The 12,527-nt window shown below is 46.1% G+C and carries 8 protein-coding genes and 1 pseudogene; all 9 read left to right on the top strand.

Annotation, left to right across the window (positions count from 1 at the left end; genetic code table 11):
• Window positions 1-96, top strand: a pseudogene (locus R7Q48_RS22910) (elongation factor Tu); the annotation flags it as partial.
• Window positions 97-362: 266 nt separating this feature from the next.
• Window positions 363-743 (top strand): preprotein translocase subunit SecE, encoded by a 381-nt coding sequence (gene secE / locus R7Q48_RS22905; protein WP_005384680.1) that lies wholly within the window; start codon window positions 363-365, stop codon window positions 741-743.
• 13 nt (window positions 744-756) lie between these two features.
• A complete protein-coding gene (nusG, locus tag R7Q48_RS22900) occupies window positions 757-1,305 on the top strand; it encodes a transcription termination/antitermination protein NusG (protein ID WP_005384681.1) in 549 nt (182 codons plus the stop codon).
• Between the two features lie 164 nt (window positions 1,306-1,469).
• A complete protein-coding gene (rplK, locus tag R7Q48_RS22895) occupies window positions 1,470-1,898 on the top strand; it encodes a 50S ribosomal protein L11 (protein WP_005384682.1) in 429 nt (142 codons plus the stop codon).
• A gap of 4 nt (window positions 1,899-1,902) precedes the next feature.
• The gene (gene rplA / locus R7Q48_RS22890; protein WP_005384683.1) at window positions 1,903-2,604 is read left to right on the top strand and encodes a 50S ribosomal protein L1; all 702 of its coding nucleotides are present in this window, start codon (window positions 1,903-1,905) and stop codon (window positions 2,602-2,604) included.
• A gap of 293 nt (window positions 2,605-2,897) precedes the next feature.
• Entirely contained in the window at window positions 2,898-3,392 is a 495-nt protein-coding gene (rplJ, locus tag R7Q48_RS22885; protein WP_005382538.1) for a 50S ribosomal protein L10, read from the top strand.
• A 57-nt stretch (window positions 3,393-3,449) separates the two neighbouring features.
• Entirely contained in the window at window positions 3,450-3,818 is a 369-nt protein-coding gene (rplL, locus tag R7Q48_RS22880) for a 50S ribosomal protein L7/L12 (RefSeq protein ID WP_005382540.1), read from the top strand.
• Window positions 3,819-4,070: 252 nt separating this feature from the next.
• Entirely contained in the window at window positions 4,071-8,099 is a 4,029-nt protein-coding gene (gene rpoB / locus R7Q48_RS22875) for a DNA-directed RNA polymerase subunit beta (RefSeq protein WP_005384685.1), read from the top strand.
• Between the two features lie 104 nt (window positions 8,100-8,203).
• The gene (gene rpoC / locus R7Q48_RS22870; protein WP_005382514.1) at window positions 8,204-12,406 is read left to right on the top strand and encodes a DNA-directed RNA polymerase subunit beta'; all 4,203 of its coding nucleotides are present in this window, start codon (window positions 8,204-8,206) and stop codon (window positions 12,404-12,406) included.
• The last annotated feature ends 121 nt before the right edge of the window (window positions 12,407-12,527 follow it).

The following is a 12,527-nucleotide window of genomic DNA, read 5'->3' as shown; positions in this document are numbered from 1 at the left end:
ATCGCACCAATCGCAATGGACGAAGGTCTACGTTTCGCGATCCGTGAAGGTGGCCGTACAGTAGGTGCTGGTGTTGTTGCTAAGATCTTCGACTAATTCATAGCGAATTAGCGATGCTTTCGGAAAATCTTGAATTAGATTTGACGAACCAGTAGCAAAAAGGGCATCATTTGATGCCCTTTTTCTGCACTCAACATTATTTTTGCTGTTTTCTTGTTCAGAAGTGGGTTGGGCGCAGAGCAAGATTAAGCAAAGAGGCTTAATCTTAAGAAGAGTACGCTGATTTTTTCAGCGATATGGAGTTTGCCCTGCAACAGCGGGGTTGTTGTCGTCTATATTAAGACTTGTAACAGGTTGGTTTTATGAAAGCAAATAATGCTGAAACTCCTGATAGCTCAAACGCAGCAGATACGTTTAAGTGGGTAGCCGCTTTCGTATTGGCAGCTGCCGCTGTTGTGGGTAATTACCTGTATGGTGAAATGTCTGTAGTGGTTCGTGCTGCAGGCGTTGTTGTTCTTATTGCAGCTGCCTTAGGCGTTGCAGCAACAACGACTAAAGGTAAAGCAGCGATCAGTTTTGCAAAAGAATCTCGTATGGAAGTACGTAAAGTTGTTTGGCCTACTCGCCAAGAAACCATGCAAACAACACTGATCGTTTTAGCTGTAAGTATTGTAATGGCTCTAGTGCTATGGGGTATTGACGGAATTATGGTTCGTCTAGTAGCTCTAGCAACTGGGGTATAGAGGGTTTTTATTCATGAGTGAAGCTCCAAAAAAACGCTGGTATGTGGTTCAAGCCTTCTCTGGATTTGAAGGTCGTGTAGCTCAATCTCTGCGCGAGCATATCAAAATGCACGGCATGGAAGAGCTATTCGGTGAAGTACTGGTTCCTACTGAAGAAGTAGTGGAAATGCGCGCGGGTCAGCGTCGCAAATCTGAGCGTAAGTTCTTCCCAGGTTACGTCCTTGTTCAGATGATTATGAACGATGAATCATGGCACCTAGTACGCAGTGTGCCGCGTGTCATGGGCTTCATTGGTGGTACCTCAGACCGTCCGGCACCTATCACGGATAAAGAGGCTGACGCGATTCTTAATCGTCTTGAGAAAGCGAGTGAAGCGCCTCGTCCGCGTACAATGTACGAAGCGGGTGAAGTGGTACGTGTTAACGAAGGTCCATTTGCTGACTTCAACGGTACTGTTGAAGAAGTGGATTACGAGAAGAGCCGCCTGAAAGTGTCTGTATCGATCTTTGGTCGTGCGACACCAGTTGAGCTTGAATTTGGTCAGGTTGAAAAGCTGGACTAAGACTCTTCGTTAAAGAGTATAAAAAATCACCTTTTTAGGGTTGTATAAGGCGCGGATTATGACTATAATTTCGCGCCTTTTTACTTCAAGTGAAGTAAAAAGTTTCTTACACAAACGGGGAGCTGATCCGCGATTAGCGTTTGTACCCAAACTTAGGAATTATCATGGCTAAGAAAGTTGAAGCTTACATCAAGCTACAAGTTGCTGCTGGTATGGCTAACCCTAGTCCACCAGTAGGTCCTGCACTAGGTCAACACGGTGTGAACATCATGGAATTCTGTAAAGCGTTCAACGCAAAAACAGAATCTATTGAGAAAGGTCTACCAACTCCAGTAGTTATCACAGTATACAGCGACCGTTCTTTCACGTTCGTAACTAAGACTCCACCTGCTGCTGTTCTTCTTAAGAAAGCTGCTGGCGTTAAGTCTGGTTCAGGTCGTCCAAACACTGAAAAAGTTGGTACTGTAACTGACGCTCAAATCCAAGAAATCGCAGAAACTAAAGCTGCTGATATGACTGGTGCTGACATCGAAGCGATGAAGCGTTCTATCGCTGGTACTGCTCGTTCAATGGGCCTAGTGGTAGAGGGTTAATAAGATGGCAAAACTAACTAAGCGCATGCGCGTAATCCGCGAAAAAGTTGACGTAACTAAAGAATACGAAATCAACGAAGCTGTTGCTCTTCTTCAAGAACTAGCGACTGCTAAATTCGTTGAGTCTGTAGACGTTGCTGTTAACCTAGGCATTGATGCTCGTAAATCTGACCAGAACGTACGTGGTGCGACTGTACTACCTCACGGTACTGGCCGCGAAATCCGCGTTGCAGTGTTCACTCAAGGTGCTAACGCTGAAGCAGCTAAAGAAGCTGGCGCAGACATCGTAGGTATGGAAGATCTTGCTGAGCAAGTTAAGAAAGGCGAAATGAACTTTGACGTAGTTGTTGCTTCTCCAGATGCAATGCGCGTTGTAGGTCAACTAGGTACTATCCTAGGTCCTCGCGGTCTTATGCCAAACCCTAAAGTTGGTACTGTAACTCCTAACGTTGCTGAAGCAGTTAAAAACGCTAAAGCTGGTCAGGTTCGTTACCGTAACGACAAAAACGGCATCATCCACACTACTATCGGTAAAGCAAACTTCTCTGCTGAGCAGATCAAAGAGAACCTAGAAGCACTTCTAGTTGCTCTGAAGAAAGCTAAGCCATCTTCAGCGAAAGGTACTTTCCTGAAGAAAGTAAGCATCTCTACTACTATGGGTGCTGGTGTTGCTGTTGATCAGGCTAGCCTGAACACTCAAGCATAATTTATTTGCTTAGGCGCAAAATTAGTGTATAATTTTGCGCCTAATATTTGTGGTTGGGGCTGAACTTTGGTTCTTTGAACTGTCTCCTAGTTCGAAATGAATTAAGACCCAGTCTCCGTCCAAGACCGTAGGTGTTTGTGTAAAAGCAAACTTAATTATCCTACGTAGATGGTGCCCGAACTGACAGAAAGCTCTATGTAATATAGTTAACTTTCTTCTGGGGAAGCACCTCAATAGCTCTCACTGTCGTGATGATAGTGAGTGGTGTAACGACAACCAGGAGTAAATCCAAGATGGCTTTAAACCTTCAAGACAAAAAAGCAATTGTTGCTGAAGTCAACGAAGCTGCCAGTGGTGCACTTTCTGCAGTTGTAGCTGATTCTCGTGGCGTTCAAGTTGGCGCGATGACTTCTCTACGTAAACAAGCTCGTGAAGCTGGCGTTTACATGAGAGTTGTTCGTAACACTCTTGCTCGTCGTGCGGTTGAAGGTACTGAGTACGAGTGTCTAACTGACACTTTCACTGGTCCTACTCTAATCGCATTCTCTAATGAGCACCCAGGTGCTGCAGCGCGTCTTTTCAAAGACTTCGCTAAAGAGAACAAAGATTTCGAGATCAAAGCTGCTGCATTTGAAGGCGCTTTAACTGACGCTGAAGTACTAGCAACACTACCAACTTACGACGAAGCAATTGCACGCCTAATGATGTGCATGAAAGAAGCTTCGGCTGGCAAGCTGGCGCGTACTATCGCAGCTATCCGCGATCAAAAACAAGAAGCAGCGGCATAAGCCTTGCTTTTTACTGGTTGCTTAATAAACTTATTGTTGACTTAAAAGAGAATTGTTATGTCTATTACTAACGAGCAAATCCTAGACGCAGTTGCAGAAATGTCTGTAATGCAAGTTGTTGAACTAATCGAAGCAATGGAAGAGAAATTCGGTGTTTCTGCTGCTGCTGCTGTTGTAGCTGGCGGCGCTGCTGCAGGCGAAGCTGCTGCTGAGCAAACTGAATTCGACGTAATCCTAGAAGCTGCTGGCGGTAACAAAGTTGCTGTAATCAAAGCAGTACGTGGCGCAACTGGCCTAGGTCTTAAAGAAGCTAAAGCTCTAGTAGACGGCGCTCCAGCACCTCTTAAAGAAGGTGTTGAGAAAGCAGAAGCTGAAGCTCTTAAAGCTCAGCTAGAAGAAGCTGGTGCAACTGTTGCTGTTAAGTAATTATTGCATAGTTTCTTAGCCTAACGGCTAATTGGCTGGTGGTTTTTTAACCACCGGCCTTTTTGCGCTGTAGGGTATAGGCGAATTTTCCCGCTGTTTAAGCGCCTGATATCCATGCAAAAAACATTTCATTCTTACGAAATGAAATGTCACTACAGTAAACAGCTATATTAGTCACTGTCCCTTACCCCCCTTAAGTAACTAGGAGCGGGCGGACAGTTTGGGTCACTTATCAGCGAGCTGAGGAACCCCATGGTTTACTCTTATACCGAGAAAAAGCGCATCCGTAAGGACTTTGGTACTCGTCCACAAGTTTTGGACATTCCATACCTGCTATCGATCCAGCTCGATTCGTTCGACAAATTTATCGAACAGGATCCTGAAGGTCAATACGGTCTTGAAGCCGCTTTCCGTTCTGTATTCCCGATTCAGAGCTACAACGGCAATTCTGAGCTGCAATACGTTAGCTACCGTCTTGGTGAGCCAGTTTTTGACGTTAAAGAATGTCAAATCCGCGGTGTAACTTACTCAAAGCCACTACGTGTAAAACTACGCCTAGTTATCTTTGATAAAGACGCGCCAGCAGGTACTGTAAAAGACATTAAAGAACAAGAAGTCTACATGGGTGAAATTCCGCTCATGACAGACAATGGTACCTTCGTAATCAACGGTACCGAGAGGGTTATCGTATCCCAGCTGCACCGAAGCCCAGGCGTGTTCTTCGACAGCGATAAGGGTAAGACCCACTCTTCAGGTAAAGTTTTATACAACGCACGTGTTATTCCTTACCGTGGTTCATGGCTTGATTTCGAGTTTGATCCTAAGGATAACTTGTACGTTCGTATCGACCGCCGTCGTAAGCTACCAGCATCGATCATCCTTCGAGCACTAGGTAAGTCGACAGAAGAAATCCTAGATATCTTCTTCGAGAAAGTGAACTTCGAAGTGAAAGACCAAACTCTATTGATGGAGTTGGTTCCGGATCGTCTACGTGGTGAAACTGCGTCATTCGACATCGAAGCAAATGGTAAAGTTTACGTTGAGCAGGGTCGTCGCGTAACAGCTCGTCATATCCGCCAACTAGAAAAAGATGGCGTTGATCACATCGAAGTACCAGTTGAGTACATCGTTGGTAAAGTTGCATCTAAAGATTACATCAATGAAGCAACTGGCGAGATCATTGTTAACGCTAACCAGGAAATCAGCCTGGAAGCATTAGCGAACCTATCTCAGGCAGGCCACAAAGCGCTAGAAGTTCTATTTACGAACGATCTAGACCACGGTCCATTCATGTCAGAAACATTACGTATCGACAGCACGGTTGATCGTATTTCTGCATTGGTAGAAATCTACCGCATGATGCGCCCTGGTGAGCCGCCAACAAAAGAAGCTGCAGAAGCTCTATTCGAAAGCCTATTCTTCTCTGAAGAGCGTTACGATCTATCGACTGTTGGTCGTATGAAGTTCAACAGCTCTATCGGCCGTGAAGATGCTCAAGAGCAAGGCACACTTGATGAAACTGATATCATCGAAGTGATGAAGAAGCTGATCGCGATCCGTAACGGTAAGGGCGAAGTGGACGATATCGACCACCTAGGCAACCGTCGTATCCGTTCTGTCGGCGAAATGGCTGAGAACCAGTTCCGTGTAGGTCTAGTACGTGTTGAGCGTGCAGTTAAAGAGCGTCTAAGCCTAGGCGATCTTGACGCAATCATGCCTCAAGACTTGATCAACGCGAAGCCAATTTCTGCGGCAGTTAAAGAATTCTTTGGCTCTTCACAGCTTTCGCAGTTCATGGACCAAAACAACCCGCTATCAGAAGTAACGCACAAGCGTCGTATTTCTGCATTGGGTCCTGGCGGTCTAACTCGTGAACGTGCTGGCTTCGAAGTACGTGACGTACACGTAACTCACTACGGTCGTCTATGTCCTATCGAAACGCCTGAAGGTCCAAACATCGGTCTGATCAACTCTCTATCTGCGTTTGCGCGTTGTAACGAGTACGGTTTCCTAGAGACACCATACCGTCGCGTTGTAGATGGCGTAGTAACAGACGAAGTAGATTACCTATCTGCAATCGAAGAAGGCCAATTCGTTATCGCACAGGCGAACGCTAAGCTAAACGAAGATGGTACTTTTGCAGATGAGCTGATCACAGCTCGTCAGAAAGGTGAATCTGGTCTACACCCTCGTGAGCACGCTCAGTACATGGACGTTGCGACAAACCAGGTTGTATCTATCGCTGCATCGCTTATCCCGTTCCTAGAACACGATGATGCGAACCGTGCATTGATGGGTGCGAACATGCAACGTCAGGCAGTTCCAACACTGAAAGCTGACAAACCGCTTGTTGGTACTGGTATTGAACGTAACGTAGCAGTTGACTCAGGTGTAACTGCAGTTGCTAAACGTGGTGGTGTAATCCAGTCAGTAGATGCTTCTCGTATCGTTGTTAAAGTTAACGAAGAAGAGCTAGTACCAGGTGAAGCTGGTATCGACATCTACAACCTGACTAAATACACACGTTCTAACCAGAACACATGTATTAACCAGCGCCCATGTGTGATGCCAGGTGAGCCTGTATCACGCGGTGACGTTCTTGCTGATGGTCCTTCAACAGACCTTGGTGAACTAGCGCTTGGTCAAAACATGCGTATCGCGTTCATGCCTTGGAACGGTTACAACTTCGAAGACTCGATCTTAGTATCTGAGCGCGTAGTTCAAGAAGACCGTTTCACGACTATCCACATCCAAGAACTGACTTGTGTGGCGCGTGATACTAAGCTTGGTTCTGAAGAGATTACAGCGGATATTCCAAACGTAGGTGAGTCTGCTCTATCTAAACTAGACGAGTCAGGTATCGTTTACATCGGTGCTGAAGTTAAGGGTGGCGACATCCTAGTTGGTAAAGTAACGCCTAAAGGTGAAACTCAGCTAACGCCTGAAGAGAAGCTACTACGTGCAATCTTCGGTGAAAAAGCATCTGACGTTAAAGATACTTCACTACGTGTACCTAACTCTGTATCAGGTACGATCATCGACGTTCAAGTCTTTACTCGCGATGGCGTAGAGAAAGACAAGCGTGCGCTTGAAATCGAACAGATGCAGCTTAAAGAAGCGAAGAAAGACCTAACTGAAGAATTCCAGATTCTTGAGGGCGGCCTTCTAAACCGTGTTAAAGCTGTATTGATTGAAGGCGGTTACTCTGAAGCGAAACTAGACACAACTGATCGTAAGAAGTGGCTAGAACTAACGCTAGAAGATGACGCACTACAAACTCAGCTTGAGCAACTTGCTGAGCAGTGGGATGAGCTAAAAGCCGACTTCGATAAGAAGTTCGAAACTAAGCGTCGTAAGATCACTCAAGGTGATGATTTAGCACCTGGTGTACTGAAGATCGTTAAGGTTTACCTAGCGGTTAAACGTCGCATTCAGCCTGGTGATAAGATGGCGGGTCGTCACGGTAACAAGGGTGTAATCTCTAAGATCAACCCTGTTGAAGACATGCCATACGATGAGAAAGGTCAGCCTGTAGACATCGTACTTAACCCACTGGGTGTACCTTCGCGTATGAACATCGGTCAGATCCTAGAAGTACACTTAGGTCTGGCAGCGAAAGGTATCGGTGACAAGATCAACCAGATGGTTAAAGAGCAGCAAGAACTAGCGAAATTCCGCGAGTTCCTACAAAAAGTTTACGATCTAGGCGACACTCGCCAGAAAGTAGACATTGCTTCTCTATCTGATGATGAAGTACGTACTCTGATTAAGAACTTGCGTGGCGGTCTACCAATCGCGACTCCTGTATTTGATGGCGCTCCAGAAGAGTCAATCAAAGCACTTCTTGAGCTAGCAGATCTACCAACATCAGGTCAGTTAACACTGTTTGATGGTCGCACAGGTGATGCGTTTGAGCGTCCTGTAACTGTTGGTTACATGTACATGCTGAAACTGAACCACCTTGTTGATGACAAGATGCACGCTCGTTCAACTGGTTCGTACAGCCTAGTAACTCAGCAGCCACTAGGTGGTAAAGCTCAGTTCGGTGGTCAGCGTTTCGGTGAGATGGAAGTATGGGCACTAGAAGCATACGGTGCTGCTTACACGCTACAAGAAATGCTAACGGTTAAGTCGGATGACGTTAACGGCCGTACTAAGATGTACAAGAACATCGTAGACGGTAACCACAGCATGGAACCTGGCATGCCAGAATCGTTCAACGTACTGTTGAAAGAGATCCGCTCGCTAGGTATCAACATCGAGCTAGAAGACGAAGAGTAATCCTTTTCTCTCTTGATGAAAGTCGAGAGAATCAAAGCGATTATTTGGAAGAAGGTGCTCACTTTAGCGAGTGAGCTCCTTTTAACTCCTTACAGGAGCTGATTGTGAAAGACTTATTAAACTTTCTAAAAGCACAGCATAAGACCGAAGAATTTGATGCAATCAAAATCGGTCTATCTTCACCAGACATGATCCGTTCATGGTCTTTCGGTGAAGTTAAAAAACCTGAAACGATCAACTATCGTACGTTCAAACCTGAACGCGATGGTCTGTTCTGTGCGCGTATCTTTGGTCCAGTTAAAGACTACGAATGTCTTTGTGGTAAGTACAAGCGCCTGAAGCACCGTGGTGTTATCTGTGAGAAGTGTGGTGTAGAAGTTACACAAACTAAAGTTCGTCGTGACCGTATGGGCCACATTGAACTGGCTTCACCAGTAGCTCACATCTGGTTCCTAAAATCGCTACCGTCTCGTATCGGTCTACTAATGGATATCCCTCTACGTGATATCGAACGCGTTCTGTACTTCGAAATGTACGTAGTAACAGAACCTGGTATGACTGATCTAGAAAAAGGTCAGATGCTTACTGAAGAAGAGTATCTAGATCGTCTAGAAGAGTGGGGCGATGAGTTCACTGCTAAGATGGGTGCGGAAGCTATCAAGGACCTACTAGGTTCTATGGATATGCACGCTGAAGCAGAACAAATGCGTGAAGAGTTAGAGACAACAAACTCTGAAACTAAGCGTAAGAAAGTAACTAAGCGTCTTAAGCTGGTAGAAGCGTTCATCGCATCGGGTAACAACCCTGAGTGGATGATCCTAACTGTACTTCCAGTACTTCCGCCAGATCTACGTCCTCTAGTACCTCTAGATGGCGGTCGCTTTGCGACTTCTGATCTTAACGATCTATACCGTCGTGTGATCAACCGTAACAACCGTTTGAAGCGTCTTCTAGAGCTAGCTGCTCCGGACATCATCGTACGTAACGAAAAACGTATGCTGCAAGAGTCTGTTGATGCGCTACTAGATAACGGTCGTCGTGGTCGTGCGATCACAGGTTCTAACAAGCGTCCTCTGAAATCTCTTGCTGATATGATCAAGGGTAAACAAGGTCGTTTCCGTCAGAACCTTCTAGGTAAACGTGTAGACTACTCTGGCCGTTCTGTAATCACAGTAGGTCCATACCTTCGTCTACACCAGTGTGGTCTTCCTAAGAAGATGGCACTTGAGCTATTCAAACCATTCATCTACAGCAAGCTAGAGACTCGTGGTCTTGCGACTACAATCAAAGCTGCTAAGAAAATGGTAGAGCGTGAAGAAGCGGTCGTTTGGGATATCCTAGACGAAGTAATCCGTGAACACCCAGTACTATTGAACCGTGCACCGACACTTCACCGTCTAGGTATCCAGGCGTTCGAACCAGTACTGATCGAAGGTAAAGCGATTCAGCTACACCCACTTGTTTGTGCGGCGTACAACGCGGACTTCGATGGTGACCAAATGGCGGTTCACGTACCTCTAACTCTAGAGGCACAGCTTGAAGCTCGTACTCTGATGATGTCGACAAACAACATTCTGTCGCCAGCGTCAGGTGATCCGATCATCGTACCTTCTCAGGACGTTGTATTGGGTCTGTACTACATGACTCGTGAAAAGATCAACGTGAAAGGTGAAGGCATGTACCTTTCTGGCCCAGAAGAGGCTGAGAAAGCATACCGCACTAAACAAGCTGAGCTTCACGCACGCGTTAAAGTACGTATTACAGAAACTGTTGTAGACGAAGACGGCAACAGCACTACAGAAACCAAGATGGTAGACACCACTGTTGGTCGTGCAATGCTATGGCAAATCGTGCCAGCTGGTCTACCGTACAGCATCGTTAACCAAAAGCTAGGTAAGAAGCAAATCTCTAACCTACTTAACGAGGCGTACCGTAAACTAGGTCTGAAAGACACAGTAATCTTCGCTGACCAAATCATGTACACAGGTTTCGCATACGCGGCACTTTCTGGTGTATCTGTTGGTATCGACGATATGGTTGTACCAGCAGCTAAGTACACTGAAATCGCAGAAGCGGAAGAAGAAGTACGTGAAATCCAGGAACAGTACCAATCAGGTCTTGTTACTGCGGGCGAACGCTACAACAAAGTTATCGATATCTGGGCATCGACCAACGACCGTGTTGCGAAAGCAATGATGGAAAACCTTTCATCTGAAACGGTAGTTAACCGTGACGGTGAAGAGGAACAGCAAGAGTCATTCAACAGCATCTATATGATGGCGGACTCGGGCGCTCGTGGTTCTGCAGCACAGATTCGTCAGCTTGCGGGTATGCGTGGTCTGATGGCGCGTCCAGATGGTTCAATCATCGAAACGCCGATCACAGCGAACTTTAAAGAAGGTCTAAACGTACTTCAGTACTTTATCTCAACGCACGGTGCTCGTAAGGGTCTTGCGGATACGGCACTGAAAACAGCGAACTCGGGTTACCTAACTCGTCGTCTAGTAGACGTTGCTCAAGACGTTGTTGTAACTGAACATGACTGTGGCACTCACGAAGGTGTCGACATGATGCCTCACATCGAGGGTGGTGATGTTAAAGTTGCACTTTCTGAGCTTGCTCTTGGTCGTGTTGTTGCTGAAGACGTACTAAAACCTGGCACTGAAGACGTTCTTATTCCACGTAACACCCTGATCGATGAGAAGTGGTGTCAAATCATGGAAGAGAACTCAGTAGACAGCATGAAAGTGCGCTCTGTAGTAACGTGTGATTCTGACTTCGGTTGTTGTGCACAATGTTACGGTCGTGACCTAGCACGTGGTCACCTAGTGAACCAAGGTGAAGCAGTGGGTGTTATTGCTGCTCAGTCTATCGGTGAGCCAGGTACACAGCTAACGATGCGTACGTTCCACATCGGTGGTGCGGCATCGACAGCAGCGGCAGAGAACAGTGTTCAAGTTAAGAACAACGGTTCTATCAAGCTACACAACGCTAAATCTGTATTGGCTGATGACGGTAAGATCGTTATCACTTCTCGTGCGACAGAGTTAACTATCGTTGATGAGTTTGGTCGTACTAAAGAGAAGCACAAACTGCCTTACGGTACGCTACTAAGCAAAGGCGATGGTGATACAGTTCAAGCTGGCGAAACAGTTGCAAACTGGGAAGCGCACACACTACCTATCATTACTGAGGTAGCAGGTCGCATCCAGTTCGTAGATATGATCGACGGCGTAACAGTATCTCGTCAAACGGATGACTTAACTGGTCTATCTTCAAGCGAAGTAACTGACCCAGCAGCTCGCCCTTCAGCAGGTAAAGATATGCGTCCAGCTATCAAACTTGTTGACGAGCAAGGTAACGATGTAATGATCCCTGGTACTGATATGCCAGCTCACTACTTCCTACCTGGTAAAGCGATTGTGAACATCGAAGATGGCGCAGCAGTAGGTGTTGGTGCAACACTAGCACGTATTCCTCAGAAGTCTGGCGGTAACAAAGATATCACCGGTGGTCTTCCACGAGTTGCTGACCTATTTGAAGCACGTAAGCCGAAAGAGCCTGCAATCCTTGCTGAGCACACAGGTACTGTGAGCTTTGGTAAAGAGACGAAAGGTAAACGTCGCCTAGTGATCACACGTGAAAGCGGTGAAGCTTACGAAGAGATGATTCCTAAGCATCGTCAGTTGAACGTATTCGAAGGTGAAAAAGTTGAACGTGGTGACGTGATCGCAGATGGTCCAGAGTCTCCACATGACATCCTACGTCTACGTGGCGTACACGCGGTAACGCAGTACATTGCTAACGAAGTACAGGAAGTTTACCGTCTACAAGGCGTTAAGATTAACGATAAGCACATTGAAACTATCGTTCGTCAGATGCTACGTAAGTGTACTATTACTCACTCTGGTGACTCTGAGTTCCTACCTGGTGAGCAGATTGAATACTCACAAGTTAAGATTGCTAACCGTAACCTAGAAGCTGAAGGCAAAGAGCCTGCACGTTTCGAACGTGAACTACTAGGTATTACTAAAGCATCTCTAGCGACTGAGTCGTTCATCTCTGCGGCATCGTTCCAGGAGACAACTCGCGTACTAACGGAAGCTGCGGTTTCTGGTAAGCGTGATGACCTACGTGGTCTGAAAGAGAACGTAATTGTTGGTCGTCTGATCCCAGCTGGTACTGGTTTCGCATACCACCAAGAGCGTCAAGCTAAACGTTCTGAAGCGCAAGATGGTCCTTCTGCTGAGCAAGCAACGGATAACCTAGCGGCACTTCTAAACGCTGGTTTCTCTTCTGAAGAGTAAGTCATATAACGAGTAATCGTTAAAAGCTTAAGAAAAAGGCACCTTCGGGTGCCTTTTTAGTTTTTATACTACTTTGTTCTTCCGGTGGGATTTTCGATAAAGCTAGAAACAAAAAAGACCG

The sequence above is a fragment of the Vibrio sp. 378 genome (genome assembly GCF_033339435.1).
Note: the sequence above shows the minus strand (reverse complement) of the source record. Positions and strands in the feature narration are given on the sequence as shown.

What these genes read in the sequence shown, in the direction of transcription:
- secE (WP_005384680.1), top strand. Translation starts at nt 363, where the DNA reads ATGAAAGCAAATAATGCTGAAACTCCTGATAGCTCAAACGCAGCAGAT.
- nusG (WP_005384681.1), top strand. Translation starts at nt 757, where the DNA reads ATGAGTGAAGCTCCAAAAAAACGCTGGTATGTGGTTCAAGCCTTCTCT.
- rplK (WP_005384682.1), top strand. Translation starts at nt 1,470, where the DNA reads ATGGCTAAGAAAGTTGAAGCTTACATCAAGCTACAAGTTGCTGCTGGT.
- rplA (WP_005384683.1), top strand. Translation starts at nt 1,903, where the DNA reads ATGGCAAAACTAACTAAGCGCATGCGCGTAATCCGCGAAAAAGTTGAC.
- rplJ (WP_005382538.1), top strand. Translation starts at nt 2,898, where the DNA reads ATGGCTTTAAACCTTCAAGACAAAAAAGCAATTGTTGCTGAAGTCAAC.
- rplL (WP_005382540.1), top strand. Translation starts at nt 3,450, where the DNA reads ATGTCTATTACTAACGAGCAAATCCTAGACGCAGTTGCAGAAATGTCT.
- rpoB (WP_005384685.1), top strand. Translation starts at nt 4,071, where the DNA reads ATGGTTTACTCTTATACCGAGAAAAAGCGCATCCGTAAGGACTTTGGT.